This window comes from Anaerostipes hominis (ex Lee et al. 2021), assembly GCF_002270485.1.
GTDB lineage: Bacteria > Bacillota > Clostridia > Lachnospirales > Lachnospiraceae > Anaerostipes > Anaerostipes hominis.
In genome coordinates, this window is the sequence record NZ_NQOG01000010.1 from 1 (window position 1) to 19,237 (window position 19,237).

Genomic DNA, 19,237 nt, shown 5'->3' on the forward strand with positions numbered 1-19,237 from the left:
GCCCACTCACCTCCTCGTGATTTGTAGTATACCGAGTTCCCTACAAAGAAGAATTATAAAGAAAAAATAAGCTCAGGGAAATATTTTCATAACGTTTTGTGCCTGAGCGAAGCGAAAGGAATGGATATAAAAATGAAAGATAAGATAATTGATTTAATCACAGATTCTATTGAAGAATTGGACAGAGAGACAGTAAGCAGAATTTTAGAAATACCTCCCCAGGAGAATATGGGCGATTTTGCATTCCCATGCTTTCAGCTGGCTAAGATTTTCCGCAAAGCTCCGAATATGATAGCAGAAGAGGTAGCAGAAAGAATAAAGAAAACAGATTTTGTCTCTAAAGTTATGGCTATGGGTCCTTATGTAAATTTCTTTATTGACAGAACGATGTTTGTAAGTGAGATGTTGAATCAGGTTTCTGTGGATAATTACGGCAGTTCTGAGATGGGATGCGGAAAAACTATCTGTATTGACTATTCTTCTCCGAATGTGGCAAAGAATTTTCATGTCGGTCATTTGAGGACCACTTTGATAGGCAATTCTATTTACCGTATTTATAAAAAGCTTGGTTATCGGGTCGAGAGAATCAATCATTTGGGTGACTGGGGAACCCAGTTTGGAAAACTGATTGTGGCTTATAAAAAGTGGGGAAGCAAAGAGGCTGTAGAACAGAACGGTATTTCTGAACTGATGAAGATTTATGTAAAATTTCATGAAGAAGCAGAAAAAGACGATACTTTAAATGATGAGGCCCGGGCATGGTTTGTCAAAATGGAACAAGGTGATCAAGAAGCTCTTTCCATTTGGGAGTGGTTTAAAGATATTAGTTTAATCGAATACAAAAGGATCTATGAACTTTTGAATGTGGATTTTGATTCTTATGCTGGTGAAAGTTTTTATAGGGACAAGACTTCTGCCGTGGTAGATGAGTTAAAGGAAAAAGGAATGCTGAAAGAAAGCGAAGGCGCTTTTATTGTTGATCTGGAAGAGTATGATATGACTCCTTGTCTGATTATGAAAAAAGACGGAAGTTCTATTTATGCTACGAGGGATCTGGCTGCAATTTTTTACCGCAAAAAAACTTATGATTTTGAAAAATGTATTTATGTCACAGGTATGGAACAAAAACTTCACTTCGCACAGGTATTTAAAGTGGTGGAACTTATGGGGTATGAGTGGGCCAAAACAGATCTAATTCATGTTCCTTATGGGTTGGTAAGTCTGGAAGGCGGAAAGCTTTCTACAAGAAGCGGAAATATTATTTATGCAGAAGATATTCTCCGTGAATCTGTATCAAAGATCAAAGAAGTCATCAATGATAAAAATCCGGATCTTCAGGACAAAGACGAAGTTGCAAAGATGGTTGGTATTGGTGCTATCATTTTTAATGATCTTTATAACCAGAGAATAAAGGATGTCACATTCAGCTGGGATAAGATTCATAGTTTTGACGGTGAGACAGGACCTTATGTTCAATACACTTATGCGCGTGCCGCCAGTGTTTTGAGAAAGACAGGGATAACGGATGTGCCTGAAGATATAGATCCTTCTTTATTGACAGACGTAGCATCAGTTTCTTTATTAAAAGAATTGATTCGTTTTCCAGAAGTCGTGAAGACAGCAGCTGAACGTCTGGAACCATCGGTTGTCGCAAGGTTCGTTATGTCGGTTGCCCAGGCATTCAATCATTTTTATCATGAAAATCAGTGCAATGTGGAAGATGAGAAACTCAAACGAGCAAGAGTTAAGTTAGTGATAATTGCAAAGAAAGCAATCAAAGATGGCCTTGATCTTCTTGGAATGAAATGTCCGGAACAGATGTAGTAAGAGTATAAAGTTGTTTGAAGCAGATATGAAATTTCATATCTGCTTTTTTGTTTCACGTGAAACATTATTGTACTTATTTTTATGTTTTACGTGAAACATATGGAAATGAAAAGTTGTAAGTGATATAATATTTTTTAAAAGGAGAATATATAATATGGGAAGAATTATCGCAATTGCTAACCAAAAGGGCGGCGTCGGAAAAACAACGACGGCGGTGAATCTTTCTGCTGCCCTGGCTGCTGCAGGAAAAAAGACACTCATCATAGATATGGACCCTCAGGGAAATACAACAACCGGTCTGGGCTTGGACAAAAACAAATTAGAACATACAGTTTATGAAGTGATTTCAGATGAAATTACATTTGATGAATGTATTTGTCCTGAAGTTTTTGAAAATTTGTCGCTGGCTCCGGCTAACCGTAATCTGGCAGGGGCAGAAATTGAACTGATGACTGTGGATCGGATGCAGTACATACTAAAAGAGAAACTTCAGCCGACTGTGGAAAACTATGAGTTTATTATCATAGACTGTCCGCCTGCCCTGGGAATGCTCACAGTTAATGCTATGACGGCTGCGGATACCGTAATTGTACCGATTCAATGTGAATTTTATGCTTTGGACGGATTGACCCAGTTAATGTATACCATTGAATTGATACAAAAGAGTCTCAATCCTGATTTGGAAATTGAGGGAGCGGTATTTACCATGTATGATGCCAGAACGAATTTATCGCTGCAAGTTGTGGAAAATGTAAAATCATATTTGAACCAAAATATTTATAAGACAATTATTCCGAGAAATGTGCGTTTGGCAGAGGCACCTAGCCATGGACTTCCAATTAATCTGTATGATCCTAAATCAGTCGGTGCAGAGAGCTATCAGATGTTGGCAGAAGAGGTAATTGCAAACGGAGGAAAAGAGGAATGACGACGAAAAAGAAAACAGGATTGGGACGGGGATTGAATACACTGATACCAAGTGCTCCCGCCAAAGATGCCGAATCAGAGAAGATTTTAAAAAAAGAGGAGCAGATAAAATCGGAGATTATGGTACCGATACTGAAAGTAGAACCAAATCCAGATCAGCCCAGGAGACAGTTCGATGAAGACTCTCTTCAGGAGCTGGCAGATTCGATCAAGCAGTATGGAATTCTTCAGCCGCTAATCGTAAAAAAACACGAAAAATTTTATGAGATTATTGCGGGAGAGAGAAGATGGAGAGCGGCCAAACTGGCGGGCTTAAAGGAAGTGCCGGTACTAATCAGAGATTATGCAGAAAATGAAATAGTAGAAATTGCACTGATCGAAAATATTCAAAGAGAAGATTTAAATCCTATCGAAGAAGCGTTGGCCTACAAAAGGCTTATGGAAGAATTCTCGCTGAAGCAGGACCAGGTGGCAGCCAAAGTTTCAAAAAGCCGTGTTGCCATCACGAATTCACTGAGACTTTTAAAGCTGGATCAGAGAGTCCAAAATTTGCTGTCGGAAGAAATGATCACTACGGGGCATGCCCGTGCGCTTCTGGCAATCGATGATCCCGATCAGCAGTATGAGACTGCGATGAAAGTTTTCGATGAAAAACTCAGTGTCAGAGAGATTGAAAAGCTTGTAAAACAAATGTCAAAGAAAAAGAAGGAAACTCCTAAAGAGGAGGATAAAATTCAGGAATATCTGTTTGCCAATATAGAAGAATCCTTGAAACAGGCACTCGGCAGTAAAGTGAATATAAAGAATCGAAATAACAAAGGAAAGATTGAGATAGAGTATTACTCAAAAGAAGAACTGGACCGTTTAGTAGATATGCTGAGAACGTTATAGGAGGAATAAAATGACAACAGGTATTACAATTTTTGGGATTGACTTATTTTATATTTTATGTGGTTTGGCCGGCGTATGTGCCCTGGCATTACTGCTGATTGTTGTTTTGTTGGTGAAGACCAGCAGCTTAAAAAAGAAGTACCGCATGTTTATGAAGGGGGAAAATGGAAAGTCCCTTGAAAAGACTTTTGTAAAACATTTTGATGAATTGGAAAGAATTGAAGAGAATCATAAAATACTTGATGAAGAAATGGGAAGACTGAAAGATAAGCTTCAATTATCATATTCCAAAATGCAGGTTTTAAAATATAATGCATTTAAAGAGATGGGCGGAGAGACGAGTTTCGCGATTGCACTTTTGGATCACAGGAACAATGGAATCGTATTGAATGCCATGAGCAACCGCTACGGAAGTTATATGTATGTAAAAGAAATTAAAGAGGGCCGTTCAGAGGTGGCGCTTTCAAAGGAAGAGCAGATTGTGTTGGAAGATTGTATGAATAAATAAATATATCAGGAGGAAGTCATGTTAGATATTAAATTTGTGAGAGAAAACCCGGAAGCAGTAAAACAGAACATTAAAAATAAGTTCCAGGACCGTAAACTGCCTCTGGTAGATGAAGTTTTAGAATTAGATGAAAAAAACAGGGAGATCAAACAGGAAGTACAGTCTCTGAGAGCCAACAGGAATAAGATTTCCAAACAGATTGGCGGATTGATGGCACAGGGAAAAAAGGAAGAAGCGGAACAGCTGAAACAGGAAGTGTCAAATCAGGCCGGCAGGATTGAGGAACTGACAGAGGAAGAAAAAGAAGTAGAAGAAAAAATCTTAAAAATCATGATGACAATTCCGAATATCATTGATCCTTCAGTGCCGATTGGAAAAGATGACAGTGAAAATGTAGAGATCGAGAAATTCGGAGAGCCGGTTGTTCCTGACTTTGAGATTCCTTATCACACGGAAATTATGGAAAAATTCAGCGGTATTGATCTCGACAGCGCAAGAAAAGTGGCAGGCCAGGGATTTTATTATTTGATGGGAGATATTGCGAGGCTTCATTCCGCAGTCATATCTTATGCCCGTGATTTTATGATCAATAGAGGGTTTACTTATTGTGTGCCGCCGTTTATGATCAGAAGCAATGTAGTGACCGGTGTCATGAGTTTTGACGAGATGGATGCCATGATGTATAAGATCGAAGGAGAAGACCTGTATCTGATTGGAACGAGCGAACACTCCATGATTGGTAAATTTATTGATACAATGATCCGGGAAGAAGAACTTCCAAAGACTCTGACAAGTTATTCTCCATGTTTCCGAAAGGAAAAAGGAGCTCATGGACTGGAAGAGAGGGGAGTTTACAGAATCCATCAGTTTGAAAAACAGGAAATGATCGTTGTATGTAAACCGGAAGAAAGTATGGACTGGTACGAAAAATTGTGGAAAAACACTGTAGATTTGTTCCGATCTCTGGATATCCCGGTCCGGACATTAGAGTGCTGTTCCGGAGATCTGGCTGATCTCAAAGTAAAATCAGTAGATGTAGAGGCATGGTCTCCGCGCCAGAAAAAATACTTTGAGGTGGGAAGCTGTTCTAATCTCGGAGATGCACAGGCACGGAGATTAAAGATCCGTGTTAATGGAGAAGACGGCAAGTACTTCGCGCATACATTGAACAACACGGTCGTTGCGCCGCCTCGGATGCTGATTGCATTTTTGGAGAATAATCTTCAGGCAGACGGCAGTGTGAAGATACCGGAGGCACTTCAGCCTTATATGGGCGGAATGAAAGTCATTCAGTAAAGGATTTTATATGGAAAAAGCAAAGATTATTTTAGTGGAAGATAATCAGAAGATCCAAAAAGAACTCTGTGAGTTTCTGGGAAGATATGATTATGAGACAAAAGCACTCAATAACTTTGAAAATATAGTGGAAGATATCTTGAAGGAAGGGGCTGACCTGGTCCTTCTGGATATCAATCTTCCTGTGTACGACGGATATTATATATGCCGTGCGGTCAGAGAAAAATCGGATGTCCCGATCATCGTCGTCACAAGCAGAGACAGCGAGATGGACGAGCTCATGAGCATGAATCTGGGAGCCGATGATTTTATTTCTAAGCCATATAATACGCAGATTCTTGTGGCCCGGATATCTTCTCTGCTCAAGCGCACAAAGCATGTGAAAGAAGACTGGCAGATCACCCATAAAGGACTTTTGATTAATTTGTCAAACAGTACGGCATGCCACGGAGAAGAGCAGATAGAACTGAGCAAAAATGAATTGAAGATACTGTCTGTACTTATGAAGCATAAAGAGGAGATCGTATCCAGAGATAATCTGATGGAAGAACTGTGGCAGTCCAATGAATTTGTGGATGACAACACACTGACGGTAAATATCAACAGGCTCAGAAAGAAACTGGATTCCATCGGGCTTGCCGATTATATTGTCACAAAGAGAGGGCAGGGGTATCTTGTATGAGCTTCAGGGCATATTTAAGAGATAAGTCATTATTTTTCGGACTTCAAATATTTTATTTGGCTTTTCTTGTATGGATGCTGAATCTGTTCCACGCCACAACCTTTGCTATTATTTACCTGCTTTGCCTGTACTTTATTCTTATGGTTCTTGCACTGGGAAATGAATATTTTAAGAAAAAACGTTTTTATGAGACGGCACTGGAAAGTATGGATTCCTTAGATAAAAAATTCATGCTGCCAGAGCTTCTTGACAGGCCCGATTTTACAGAGGGGAAAATATTTTATGACTGTCTGTCGCAGACCAATAAATCTATGAGCGATGAGGTGGCAGAGTATAAGATCTCTGCCCAGGATTACAGAGAGTATGTAGAAATGTGGATTCATGAAGTGAAGACTCCCATCGCCGCTTCCAGGCTGATGATAGAAAATAATCCGTCTGAGGTAACAAAAAATATCAGCGAAGAACTGGAGGAAGTGGAATACTATCTTGAACAGGCACTGTATTATTCCAGAAGCAACGGAGTAGAGAAGGACTATATTGTAAAACGTATGAATCTTAATTCTATGGTTCAGGAACTGATCCGCAGTAACTCAAAGATTCTGATCCAGTCAAAGGTAAAGGTAAGCCTTGAAAATCTGTATTATGATGTTTATACAGATGAAAAATGGATGTCATTTATTTTAAAGCAGGTGCTGATCAATGCAGTAAAGTACCGCAAAGATCATCCTGAAATTCAGTTTACGGCAGTGGACGAAAAGGAACAGGTACAGCTTTTTATAAAGGATAACGGTATCGGAATATCAGGGAAAGATCTTCCGAGAGTCATGGAAAAGGGTTATACAGGGACCACAGGAAGGAAGTATGCCAAATCCACGGGAATGGGATTGTATCTTTGCAAAAAGCTCTCAGATAAGCTTGGGATTGGATTTGCTGTCCGGTCAAAAGAAGGAGAAGGAACACAGATAAAAATAACATTTCCAAAAAATTCATTTGTTTATATGTAAGATACCAGGGTCAAAATACCCAACCTCTATGTAAAACAAAACCGCTGCACACGTGGATGTCAGCGGTTTTATTTTATTCAGGATCATGTTCGTCTGTATTTGGACAGTCTTCGATATTCATTACCGGCGGACGGAATGGATACAGCTGTTCATAGGATTCCATCTCCGCATCGGATACTGGTTTTGCAGGAATCAGTCCGGTGCAGTCGGTAGTAGAACAGGTAGAACACATGTCAAAAATATTTTCGTCGATCTCTTCATTGGTCAGCTCTTTTTTCTTTTTCATGACATCAACCTCCTTATTGAGATACAATTAGTATGGTTGGTCTATGAAAAAAATATCATTCAAGAAGATTTTTCTAAATTTTTTACTTGTCTAACAATATTAACGCAATGATTTCTAAGTCTGTGTCACCGATATTTTCAATGCCGTGACCGCATCCGCTCATAGTGTATGTAGTATCCCCTTCATTAACTTCATATTCGGTACCGTTGTCATTGTACATGCCTTTTCCGGCTAAAATATGATAGGCTTCTCCTTCATTCTCGTGGACATGGTATCCGAAGGAACATCCCGGAGGGATGATGATCTTGCCGAACAGACGACTGCTGTCTTTCATCTCTTCATTTGTAAGAAAAGCAGTCTTCCGGATCGTTCCTTTGCCTCCCCGTGCATTTTCTACGCTCTCATACTTTACATCTTCATTTTTTAAATACATAGCTTTACCTCCGTTTTTCTTGGTTATAGTATCAGTATAGAGGATAGCTTTTTAAATTACAATCAAAATAGAAAGTGACAAAAGTGTAAGCTTGCTGTAAGGAAGTTCGATGGATAGAGTGCACAGACAGTGATATAGTAAGGATAACATAAAGAAAGCAAAGGAGAATTGGGATATGAAAACAGTATTGCAAGTTCAAAATATGGAAAAATATTATGGAAACAAAGGAAATGTGACAAAGGCCGTGGACGGTATCAGCTTTGACGTGGAAAAGGGTGAATATATCGGTATTATGGGAGCTTCCGGAAGCGGAAAAACCACACTTCTAAACTGTATTTCCACAATCGACCGTGTAACATCAGGATACATTTATATCGACGGAATGGATGTTACAAAACTTAAAGGAAAACATCTTTCCAAGTTCCGGAGGGAACAGCTGGGATTTATTTTTCAGGATTTCAACTTGCTGGATACACTGACTGCTTATGAAAATATAGCGCTGGCTCTGACAATTATGAAAACTCCGGCCAAAGAAATTGATGACAGGGTAAAATCAATCGCAGAAAAATTAATGATAACAAAAGAACTGTCCAAGTATCCGTATCAGCTTTCCGGAGGACAGAAGCAGAGAGTGGCAAGTGCAAGGGCTATGGTGACCGACCCGACCCTGATCCTGGCCGATGAGCCCACCGGAGCACTGGACAGCAAGTCTGCAAGAATGCTTTTAGACAGTATGGAAACTATGAACGCGGAACTTCATGCCACGATTCTCATGGTAACTCACGATGCGTTTACGGCAAGCTACTGTAAGCGGATTCTGTTTATCAAGGACGGTAAGATTTTTAATGAACTTGTGAGAGGCAGGGATTCCAGAAAAGAGTTTTTTGACCGCATCATTGAAGTGGTGACATTGCTTGGAGGTGACAGTACCAATGTATTCTAAATTAGCATTTGGAAATGTAAAAAAGAGCATGAAAGATTTTACGGTATATTTTTTGACACTGACATTCGGTGTCTGCCTGTTTTATGTATTTAACTCTATTGGCAGTCAGGAAGCGATGCTTAAAATTAATGAGTCACAGAAAAGTATCATTGAAATGCTTCAGATGGCAATCAGTTCTTTATCTGTGTTTATTGCAGTGATTCTTGGATTTCTTGTGATCTATGCCAACAGGTTTTTGATCAAAAGGCGGAAGAAAGAGCTTGGACTTTACCTGTGTCTGGGAATGGATAAACGCCAGGTTTCTAAAGTACTGATCATTGAAACGTTGTTCATTGGAGTGTTTGCACTGGCAGCAGGACTTTTGGCCGGAGTATTTTTATCTCAGGGACTGGCTGCGGTAACTGCAAAAATGTTTATGGTAGAGATGAAGGAATTTACTTTTGTATTTTCCGGAGAAGCATTTATAAAGACGATCATTTATTTTGCAGTTATTTTTCTGATTGTTATGATCTTTAATACGTTCAGTATATCCAAGGTAAAGGTCATTGAACTTTTAACAGCGAACAAAAAAAATGAAGCTTTAAAAGTTAAGAAACTGGGAGTTTCTGTTGTATTGTTTTTGATTTCTGTGGTCTGCATCGGATTTGCATATCACTGTATCCGGGAAAACGGCATGATGCAGACAGACGATCAGTTCTGGATGAGTATTATATTTGGTACGATTGGGACATTTTTGTTTTTCCTGTCTCTTTCCGGATTCTTTTTAAGAATTTTGAAAACAAACAAGAAGTTTTATTACCGGAAGCTTAATATGTTTATTTTAAGACAGATCAATTCAAAGATTACTACAACCTTCGTGTCTATGACACTGCTCTGTCTGATGCTCTTAGTGGCAATCGGTGTATTTTCTACCGGGGCCGGACTGGCAACGACAATGGGCAGAGATATGAAGAAGGCAACACCATATGATGTATCTTATGTTAAATACTTCCCGGAAGATGAAAAGAACTCTGAAGTAAAGACAGACATGAGAAAAGAGTTTAAGTCAAAAGGAATCGATATGAACAAATTTGTTGATAAATCATGTATGATTTCCACAAGGCTCTACGAAAAACTTAAATTTAAGATATTTTTAAACGGCCGTGATAAACTTGTAGATTATCCTAAAGGTGTAAAAGCATCGATGGAAAAGTCATCACCTGAAATTATAGGTTTATCAGACTACAATGAAGCAATGAGAAAGCAGGGGAAACAGACGATCAGTCTGAAGTCGGATGAATACGCAGTAAACTGTAATTTTGAAAATATGAGGAAGCTGTGGGAAGACGTATGTAAAGATAGGGTAGAGATCAAAATGGGCGGCAAAGCTCTAACTGCAAAAAGTTCTATGATCGACAGCACCTATTATTCTGCATCTGCTCTGCCAATGGACATGGGAACTTTGATCGTTCCTGACGATGTTGCAAAAAAGATCCCTGTGCATACAGTTGTGTACAACTGTCAGTTAAAAGGCGATGCAGAAGAAAATACCCATAAACTAAGTAAACTTATGGAAAGTGTGTATCCGAATAAAACAATGGAGGAAAGAAATAAAGCGCCGTATCACACAGCAATCTATAAGGTAGAGATGATCGAACAGAGCGCGGGACTGAGCACCGTGATTACCTACATTGCTATTTATATAGGAGCCGTCTTCCTGATTACATGTGCTGCCGTTCTGGCACTGCAGCAGCTCAGTGAAAATTCAGATAACGTGGAAAGGTATAATCTGCTGAGAAAGATAGGAGCGGATGAACGAATGATCAATCATGCAATGCTGGCACAGATTGTTATTTACTTCATGGTTCCGCTGAGCCTCGCTCTCGTACACTCCTATATCGGTGTGAAGGTTGCCAGCAATGTTATCTCAACATTGGGAAATGTAAATGCTTTCAACGGCATACTGGCTTCGGGAGGCGCTATCCTTGTAATTTACGGAGGATATATGCTGGCAACATATCTTGGAAGCAAGGCTGTCATCAAGGATAAAAACAGATAAATACTTTATAATCATAAAAAACAGCAGATTTTTATATATCTGCTGTTTTTTATTTCTTAAAAGGAGCTTATCATGCTGGCCTTTGAAAAATTTGAATGACTGAAAATGCATGATATTGATTGACTTTGAATGAAATGGTGCTATAATAAAAGAAAAAGAGGTGATTTCATGCTGCCAGATGAACGGTTTCGGAGGATTTTAGAGATAATACGGAAAAACCAGTCAGTCACAGTGCAGGAACTGGTAAAACAGATCGGGATATCTGAGTCAACGGTCCGAAGAGACCTGGCGGCTCTGGATAAAAAAGGTCTGCTTCATAAGGTTCACGGAGGAGCCACTTCTATTGATGCAGGATTTGGCGTAGAAGAAACAGTTGCGAAGAAATCTTTGAAAAATGTGGATGAAAAACGCCGGATCGCACAATACTGTGCAGAGATCATCAGGCCGGACGACTTTATTTATCTGGATGCCGGAACAACCACAGAGATGATGATTGATTTTCTTACAGAGAAAAAAGCCTCTTATGTCACCAATGGAATTATGCATGCAAAAAAACTCATGGACAATGGTTTTAGGGTATATTTGATCGGAGGAGAACTTCGTGCGGTAACTGAAGCGGTAGTCGGAGAAGAAGCTTTGGAAAGTCTTAGAAAGTATAACTTTACGAAAGGATTTTTTGGAATCAACGGGATTTCGAAAAAAACCGGTTTTACAACACCGGATGTAACCGAAGCATTGGTAAAAAAAACAGCTCTTAGTCATTGTCTGGATGCCTATATCTTAGCGGATGAATCTAAATTTGGCAGGATTTCGGCAGTCTGCGTGGCCGAGCTGGATCAGGCAGTCATAGTCACAGGGAAACTTAAGGAACCAAGCTTTTTAAAATATGCAGCTATCAAGGAGGTATTAGAATGATTTACACAGTAACATTTAATCCGGCAATCGATTATGTCATCAAGGTGGATGATCTCACTCTTGGGAAGGTAAATCGGACCAAAAAGGAAGATATGTACTGCGGCGGTAAAGGGATCAATGTATCAAATGTACTTGCCAATTTAGGAATCGACAGTGTGGGATTCGGATTTATTGCAGGTTTTACGGGAGATGCCATTGAGACAGGGGCAAAACAGCTGGGATTTAAGCCGGACTTTATCCGCCTCAGAGAAGGCATGACAAGGATCAACGTCAAGATCAAGTCAAATGAGGAGAGCGAAATCAATGGGCAGGGACCGGATATCCATGAAGATGAGCTGGAAATGATGTATCAGAAGCTGGATACATTAAAAGACGGAGATATTCTGGTCTTGGCCGGAAGTATTCCGAACACTCTTCCTGAAGATGTATATGAAAAGATTATGGAAAGGCTTCAGGGCAGAAAGATCCAAATTGTCGTGGATGCTACAAAAGATCTGTTATTAAACGTTCTGAAATACCATCCGTTCCTGATCAAACCGAATAATCATGAACTGGGAGAAATGTTCGGGGTAGAACTGAAGAATAATGAAGAGATCATTGAGTATGGAAAGAAGCTTCAGGAGAAGGGTGCGAGAAATGTACTGATCTCCATGGCGGGAGACGGAGCGATCCTGATCACGGAAAAGGGTGATGTGCACATCTCACCTTGTCCAAAAGGAGAAGTGAAGAACTCAGTGGGAGCAGGGGATTCCATGGTTGCAGGCTTCCTGACCGGTTATCTGAAAAACGGAGATTATGAAGAGGCCTTAAAGATGGGGATCGCAACAGGAAGCGCCAGCGCATTTTCTGAGGATCTTGCAACAAAAGAAAAGATCATGGAATTATATGAGCAATTATAATTGACTTTCTGCTGACTGATATATGACTTAATGTGTGAGGGATATTGATGAAAAGGAGTGATTACATGCGTATTACAGAATTATTGAAGACAGAAGGGATCGAACTTGGGGTTTCGGTCGACTCAAAAGAGGATGCCATAGACCGTCTGACCGGACTTATGGATAAGACAGGCAATCTATCTGACAGGGAAGAGTATAAAAAAGGGATCCTCGCAAGAGAGGAAATGAGCACCACCGGGATCGGAGGAGGAATCGCCATTCCCCATTCAAAGAACGCAGCAGTAAAAAAAGCAGGTCTTGCGGCTATGACAGTGCCGGACGGAGTTGACTACGACTCTATGGACGGGGAACCTACCAAGGTATTTTTTATGATCGCCGCCCCGGCAGAGGGAAGTGATGTACACTTGGAGGCTCTTGCAAGACTTTCAACGATTTTAATGGATCCGGCATTTCTGGACAAATTGATTAATGCCAGCACAAAGGAAGAGTTTTTAAAGTATATCGACGAGAAGGAGACGGCAAAGTTTCCTGAAGAGGCAAAAGAAGATAAGGCGGAGCCTGATGTCCGGGAAGAGAAAAAGGACGGGTTCAGGGTATTGGCGGTCACTGCCTGCCCGACAGGTATCGCACATACATTTATGGCCGCAGAAGCATTGGAAAACAAGGCCAAGGAAATGGGCATTGCCTTAAAGGCCGAGACAAACGGCTCCGGCGGGGCAAAGAATGTTCTCACAAAGGAAGAGATCGAGCACTGCGACGGTATCATCGTTGCGGCGGATAAAAATGTAGAGATGGCACGTTTTGACGGAAAACAGGTGCTTCAGACAAAGGTCGCTGACGGCATCCATAAGCCGGAAGAACTGATCCAGACCATCCTCGATGAAAAAGCCCCTGTCTACCACCACAGCGGAGCCGCTGAGGGTGATACAGCCAACGAAGAGGGAGAAGGCATCGGAAGAACCATTTATAAGCATCTGATGAACGGTGTGTCCCATATGCTTCCCTTTGTTATCGGCGGAGGTATCCTGATCGCACTGGCATTCCTATTTGATAACCAGGCCATTGATCCAAACAACTTCGGAAAGAACACGGAGCTCGCGGCGGTCTTAAAGACCATCGGTGAGCAGGCATTCGGATTCATGCTGCCTGTACTGGCCGGCTTCATCGCCATGAGCATTGCGGACCGCCCGGGATTAGCGGTAGGTTTTGTGGGCGGCGCACTGGCCAATGCCGGCTATACCTTTGGCAATGTAATGAATTTTGCAGAGGCAAAACCGGTAAGCTCAGGTTTCCTCGGTGCACTGCTGGCAGGTTTCCTGGCCGGATATATTGTTGTCCTGTTAAAGAAGATCTTTAATAAGCTTCCAAACGCTCTGGAAGGGCTTAAGCCGATCCTCCTCTATCCTGTGTGCGGGATTTTAGTGATGGGTGTTGTGATGATCGCTATCAACCCGATCATGGGAGCCATCAATACGGGCCTTAACAACTTCTTATCCTCCATGAGCGGCACAAGTTCTATTTTATTAGGGGCAGTGCTGGGCGGAATGATGTCTGTGGATATGGGCGGACCGTTTAACAAAGCGGCCTATGTGTTCGGAACAGCACAGCTTACGGTTGCAAATGCGGGACCGGAACAGTATGCGATCATGGCAGCAGTCATGGCCGGAGGTATGGTTCCTCCATTGGCCATCGCACTGTGCACCACATTCTTTAAAAACCGCTTTACAGAGAGTGAGCGCAAATCAGGTATTGTCAACTACGTCATGGGGTTGTCCTTCATCACAGAGGGAGCGATTCCATTTGCGGCTGGGGATCCGATCCATATCCTGCCTCCGTGTATCATAGGATCTGCGGCAGCAGGAGCATTGTCTATGGCATTTAAGTGTGGGCTTCCGGCACCTCACGGCGGACTGTTTGTTTTAGGCGTTGTAACAAATCGCTGGATGTATCTGGCCGCAGTAGCCATCGGGGCCGTGATCGGTATGCTGATTATGTCCGTCACAAGAAAACCACTCAACAAATAAAAGGTCCTGTATTGCGGCAATACCGCTAAAGCAGGTTTATAATTTAGAGACTGCGAAAAGAGCAAGGTATGTATAAAACCATATACCCTGCTCTTTTTGTTTCATTTTTTGTGAAAGAAAATGTACGGGTGACATTTCTTTTCACAAAAGATGAAATACCTCAAACTGTTTTTAAAAGGGTTGGAATGATATACTCAAAACATAGATGAGGTGATGAATATGAACAAGAGATCTCGGGTAATCTTATCTACTCTGATTCAGAAAAAAGAATATGGGCAGGCGGCATATATGAAAGAGCTTGCGGAGCAGTTCAAAGTATCCACAAGGACCATCAGGAATGATTTGGAGCAGATTAATGAATTTCTAAATAAGAACAAACTATCCGGCGTAAGTCTCGGAAAACAGGGAGTCATTGAGACAGGAAAAGACATGGAAAGAGCCAGGCAGTACCTTTTCCAAGATGACTTTTACTCCTATAAGCTGGAGAAACATGAAAGAAAGATGTTTATGGCAACTTTATTAATCTGTGAAAGGGACTATCGGACCCTTTCGAATCTGGCGGACTGCATGTATGTGAGCCGGTCCACAGTGGTCCAGGACCTGGACGGACTGAAGGCATTTTTTAAGAAACATAAGCTGTATGTTGTTTCCCATTCCAACAAAGGATTGATACTGGAAGGTGAGGAAAAAAATAAAAGGCTGCTGTTGTTATCCATGATAAAGAGCAACGAATCTGTCTACCGGGAGGCACCGGTCTTTGAGAGGCTCATCCGTTCTCTGAAAGAAGAGTGCCGGGTGGACATGGAAGATCTGAAGACTATGGAAAAGGTGATTAATCTGGCGGAACATTTCTCAGGAAGGTTTCTCACAGATACCTCTTTTACAAACCTGAAATACTTCCTGGTGTTAAGCCTGTACCGCATGAGACTAAAAAAGTATGCGGAGCAGGACAGCAAGAAGAACAGCAAATACGAGATGGCTGGTTACATCTTAAAACAGCTCAGTGATTTTGCAGGGATTGAGGTTATGGAGGAGGAGATTAAGTTTCTCGGCAGAATATTAAATGAGATGCGTTATATCAAAAAAACGACCAGCAACCAGGAAATCGTAAAGATGCAGGTGATCACAAGAACCTTCATTGAACATGTGTCCATTGACATCGACCTGAATTTACAGGGGGATTATATTTTCTATGAAAATCTGATCAACCATCTGGAATCCATGTTTTCATCGGCTATCCAGGATAACACGGTAAATTCAGTTGTGACAGAAGTATTGGAGCGTTATCCGAAGATTCAGGAAGCAGTGCAGAATAACGTATCTGTTTTGGAAGAATATATCGGACGGAAGCTGAATGAGGTGGAAATCTCGTACATTGTAGTGCATATCTGTGCTGCCATGGAACGGAACAAAAACTCTACGGAGCGTTATTCCGTGATCCTTGTGTGCAACGGCGGCATCGGAACATCCCAGCTTCTGCTGGCCAGGCTGAAGAAGTATTTTAATTTCGACGTGGCGGACATCATACCGGCACATGACCTGAAAAACGCAGACATAAACGAGGCGGATGTGATCCTTTCCACAGTAGCGCTGGATACCGATATGGAATACATCCAAGTGGACCCGTTGTTAAATGATGAGGACTGTATCAATGTGGGAAAAAAGCTTTCACGGCTGAAGGGAAGCCATAAAGCCATCAGCAGGCCAAAGGTAAAAGAGAAGCCGGAGGCTGTGCACATGAAGCGGATCAAGGAGATCCTTGCCGCGGATACGCCCCCGGAACAGATGGTATTTCAAATTGAAGAGGTTGTAAATGAGTTTTGCCACAAGGAAGTGAGCATGCCGCTTTTAGCTATGCTTCCCAGCGAGGCAGTCAGGTTAAATGTAAGCTGTGAAAGCTGGCAGGAAGCTGTCAGGCAGTCTGCGCAGTATCTTCTTAGAAACGGCTGCATCGAGGAGCGGTATATAAGCTCTATGATTGAGAACGTGGAAAAGAACGGCCCTTATATTCTGGTGGCGCCGGGCTTCGCCCTTCCCCATGAAGCCTTAAATGCGGGGGCTAAGAAGGTGGGTATGAGCCTGATCAGACTGGCAGAGCCGGTAGTGTTCGGCAAGCCTGAATTTGACCCGGTTGAATGGGTCTGCTGTTTAAGTGCTATCAACAAGGAAACCCACTTAAAGGCTATGTTCCATCTGGTGAACCTGTTCCATAACCAGAAGTTCAGAGATGAGATACGGGATGCAGGGAGCGGGGAAGAAGTCTATAACGCGATCAAACGATATGAATATGAAATGAGGTAATTCAACATGATTTGGGAAGATTTAAAAGAAGAACTGGTGCTCACAGGCCTGGATGCCGAAAGCTCCGGGGAAGTCTTTGAACGTCTGGGTAAGACATTGATAAAAGAAGGCTATTGTAAGGATTCCTATATTGACGCTCTGAAGGCAAGAGAAAAGGATTTTCCTACAGGAGTTAATATGGCAGGAATCGGGATCGCCATACCGCATACGGACAAAAGCCATGTGCATAAGGGCGCTGTGGCTATCGGAGTGTTAAAAAAGCCTGTGAAGTTTTATCAGATGGGCACCACAGATGAAGTTGTCATGGCAAGGCTCATCTTTATGCTCGCCGTGGACGATCCAGAGGAACATCTCGTATTTTTACAAAAAATACTGCAGGTACTGCAGGATCCAGAGACATTGAGAGGGTTGACTGAATGCAAGGCGAAACAGGACGTGATCCAAATAATTAAAGACAAAGAACAGTCACTTTCCTAAACAGGGAAAACCGAAAGGAGATATATTATGTCAGTTGTAAATATTTTATCCGTTTGCGGATCAGGAACCGTAACTTCATCCATGGTAGCAGCAAAGCTGAAAGAAAAATTAGGAGAGAGAGGATACTCTGTATCCACCACGGAGGCAAGACCTACCGAGGCTTTAAATTTAGCACAGTCAGGTAGATTTCATATCCTTGCCCATACCAGTCCGCTTCCGGACGGGGATTACGGCATCCCGACAGTCAATGCTTTCGCATGCATTACCGGTATGGGAGAGGAGGAATTTTTTGATCAGATTGTGGAGGCACTGAAGTCTGTCGGAAAGTAAAAAGAGAGTAAAACGGAGGAAATACATATGGAAGCAATTCTTACAACATTGAAAGCAATCATTGACAACTTCGGGTCGGCTATCATCGTACCATTTATTATTTTTATCATTGCATTAATATTTAAAGTAAAAGTTCAAAAAGCATTTTTATCGGCGCTCTATGCAGGAGTATCCCTGATGGGATTTACGCTGATTCTCGGAGCATTTACACCAATCATCACACCGATGGTTAAAAATATGTCCCAGGTTATGGCAGGTATCACGGGAGTCAACTTAAATACATTCGATGTGGGCTGGCAGGCAACATCAGTAGTTGCCTTTGCCACCAGTGCGGGAATGATTTATTTAGGCCTGGGTATTTTGCTGCAGACGATCCTGTTCCTTGTGAAGTGGACAAATATTTTTCAGCCGTCTGACCTTTGGAATAACTATTCCTATATTGTCTGGGGTGCCATGGTTATTTTCAAGACCCATAATTTTTTCCTCGGAATCGCATGTATGATTCTCTTGAATCTGTACAGCCTGCTCATATCCGAGCTGGTGGCAAAGCGGTGGTCCAAGTATTATAACTATCCGAATTGTACGATCATCGCCATGCACAACGTGGAACCGGCTATTTTTGCCATCTTGTTTGACCCGATCTTAAATAAACTCGGATTCAATAAATTAAAGCTGAACCCGAAATCCATAGAAAAGAAAATTGGTTTCCTCGGTGAGCCGATGACACTTGGATTTTTCCTTGGAATGTTTATCGGAATACTTGGAAGCGTAAATAAGCTCGGAACGATTGCTGGATGGGGTGATATCTTAGAAGCTGCCATTGCAACGAGTGCAGTCATGGCCATTTTCCCTAAGATCGCCAGTATGTTTGCCCAGGCGTTTGCGCCGATCACAGAGGCCGCACGAAGATTTATGGGAAAAGCGGGAGACAGAGAATGGTACATTGCAGTCAATGACGCGGTAGGATACGGAGAACCTGCGACTCTTACAAGCGGACTTCTCCTGATCCCGATCATGATCGTGGTTTCCACCATTCTTCCGGGCAACCAGGTGCTGCCGGTCGTGGATCTGCTGGCAATTCCATACATGGTACAGGGTCTGGTAGCCGTGTATAAAGGAAATATGTCAAAGATTCTTGTGGCAGGAACCATCTGGTTCAGTTTAGGGCTTTTGATGTGTACCTACACAGCGCCGCTGTTCACACAGGTAGCCATGGCTGCAGGCTTTGCCATTCCGGCAGGAGCAGCTATGATCACCAGCTTTAACATTCTTGGAAAACCGATGCTTGGTTTCGTATTCCTCGCGTTCCTTTCCGGAAATCCGGTATTCATCGCCATCGCGGTGGCAGTTTATGCGGCAATGTTTGCAGTATTTAAATTAAAAAACAAGGAAATCGTAGCTTACTTAGACCGTCAGGCAGATAAAAATGAATCAGCAGAAGAGGCAGGGGTGTAGA

At 41.9% G+C, this 19,237-nt stretch carries 18 protein-coding genes; 16 read left to right on the plus strand and 2 right to left on the minus strand.

Annotated features, from left to right (window positions below; genetic code table 11):
• The first annotated feature begins 132 nt into the window (after positions 1-132).
• From argS to CI597_RS10340, 7 genes are all read left to right on the plus strand, one after another.
• Entirely contained in the window at positions 133-1,824 is a 1,692-nt protein-coding gene (gene argS, locus CI597_RS10310; RefSeq protein ID WP_024729064.1) for an arginine--tRNA ligase, read from the plus strand.
• Between the two features lie 157 nt (positions 1,825-1,981).
• On the plus strand, positions 1,982-2,755 hold the full coding sequence (locus tag CI597_RS10315) for a ParA family protein (protein WP_024729065.1): 774 nt from the start codon (positions 1,982-1,984) through the stop codon (positions 2,753-2,755).
• On the plus strand, positions 2,752-3,645 hold the full coding sequence (locus tag CI597_RS10320) for a ParB/RepB/Spo0J family partition protein (RefSeq protein WP_024729066.1): 894 nt from the start codon (positions 2,752-2,754) through the stop codon (positions 3,643-3,645). Before CI597_RS10315 ends, CI597_RS10320 begins: the two co-directional genes overlap by 4 nt.
• 10 nt (positions 3,646-3,655) lie before the next feature.
• A complete protein-coding gene (locus CI597_RS10325) occupies positions 3,656-4,153 on the plus strand; it encodes a DUF4446 family protein (RefSeq protein ID WP_024729067.1) in 498 nt (165 codons plus the stop codon).
• Between the two features lie 18 nt (positions 4,154-4,171).
• Entirely contained in the window at positions 4,172-5,449 is a 1,278-nt protein-coding gene (gene serS / locus CI597_RS10330; protein WP_024729068.1) for a serine--tRNA ligase, read from the plus strand.
• Positions 5,450-5,459: 10 nt separating this feature from the next.
• Complete coding sequence (locus CI597_RS10335; RefSeq protein ID WP_024729069.1) at positions 5,460-6,131, plus strand: response regulator transcription factor; 672 nt, start codon at positions 5,460-5,462, stop codon at positions 6,129-6,131.
• Positions 6,128-7,135, plus strand: coding sequence for a sensor histidine kinase (locus tag CI597_RS10340; protein WP_024729070.1), 1,008 nt, complete (start codon positions 6,128-6,130; stop codon positions 7,133-7,135). The genes CI597_RS10335 and CI597_RS10340 overlap by 4 nt, the downstream gene beginning before the upstream one ends.
• 73 nt (positions 7,136-7,208) lie before the next feature.
• Here the strand turns inward: CI597_RS10340 and CI597_RS10345 are convergent, their stop codons facing one another.
• Positions 7,209-7,421 carry a hypothetical protein gene (locus tag CI597_RS10345; RefSeq protein WP_024729071.1) on the minus strand — a complete coding sequence of 71 codons (213 nt, stop codon included), beginning with the start codon at positions 7,419-7,421 and terminating at the stop codon, positions 7,209-7,211.
• A gap of 82 nt (positions 7,422-7,503) precedes the next feature.
• Positions 7,504-7,854: a cupin domain-containing protein gene (locus tag CI597_RS10350; RefSeq protein ID WP_024729072.1), complete on the minus strand. Its 351-nt coding sequence runs from the start codon at positions 7,852-7,854 to the stop codon at positions 7,504-7,506.
• A 175-nt stretch (positions 7,855-8,029) separates the two neighbouring features.
• Between CI597_RS10350 and CI597_RS10355 the strand changes: the two genes are divergently transcribed.
• The 9 genes from CI597_RS10355 (at position 8,030) to CI597_RS10395 (ending at position 19,236) form a co-directional block, all read left to right on the plus strand.
• Positions 8,030-8,797, plus strand: a complete 768-nt coding sequence (locus CI597_RS10355; protein WP_024729073.1) for an ABC transporter ATP-binding protein — start codon at positions 8,030-8,032, stop codon at positions 8,795-8,797.
• Complete coding sequence (locus CI597_RS10360; protein WP_024729074.1) at positions 8,787-10,835, plus strand: ABC transporter permease; 2,049 nt, start codon at positions 8,787-8,789, stop codon at positions 10,833-10,835. The genes CI597_RS10355 and CI597_RS10360 overlap by 11 nt, the downstream gene beginning before the upstream one ends.
• A 168-nt stretch (positions 10,836-11,003) precedes the next feature.
• Complete coding sequence (locus CI597_RS10365) at positions 11,004-11,750, plus strand: DeoR/GlpR family DNA-binding transcription regulator (RefSeq protein ID WP_024729075.1); 747 nt, start codon at positions 11,004-11,006, stop codon at positions 11,748-11,750.
• Complete coding sequence (pfkB, locus tag CI597_RS10370) at positions 11,747-12,649, plus strand: 1-phosphofructokinase (RefSeq protein ID WP_024729076.1); 903 nt, start codon at positions 11,747-11,749, stop codon at positions 12,647-12,649. Before CI597_RS10365 ends, pfkB begins: the two co-directional genes overlap by 4 nt.
• 65 nt (positions 12,650-12,714) lie before the next feature.
• Positions 12,715-14,673, plus strand: a complete 1,959-nt coding sequence (locus tag CI597_RS10375; protein WP_024729077.1) for a PTS fructose transporter subunit IIABC — start codon at positions 12,715-12,717, stop codon at positions 14,671-14,673.
• Between the two features lie 219 nt (positions 14,674-14,892).
• Positions 14,893-16,974: a BglG family transcription antiterminator gene (locus CI597_RS10380; RefSeq protein WP_024729078.1), complete on the plus strand. Its 2,082-nt coding sequence runs from the start codon at positions 14,893-14,895 to the stop codon at positions 16,972-16,974.
• 6 nt (positions 16,975-16,980) lie between these two features.
• Positions 16,981-17,451, plus strand: coding sequence for a PTS sugar transporter subunit IIA (locus CI597_RS10385; RefSeq protein WP_024729079.1), 471 nt, complete (start codon positions 16,981-16,983; stop codon positions 17,449-17,451).
• Between the two features lie 27 nt (positions 17,452-17,478).
• Positions 17,479-17,781 carry a PTS sugar transporter subunit IIB gene (locus CI597_RS10390; protein WP_024729080.1) on the plus strand — a complete coding sequence of 101 codons (303 nt, stop codon included), beginning with the start codon at positions 17,479-17,481 and terminating at the stop codon, positions 17,779-17,781.
• Positions 17,782-17,808: 27 nt separating this feature from the next.
• Positions 17,809-19,236, plus strand: a complete 1,428-nt coding sequence (locus CI597_RS10395; protein WP_034550561.1) for a PTS galactitol transporter subunit IIC — start codon at positions 17,809-17,811, stop codon at positions 19,234-19,236.
• The last annotated feature ends 1 nt before the right edge of the window (position 19,237 follow it).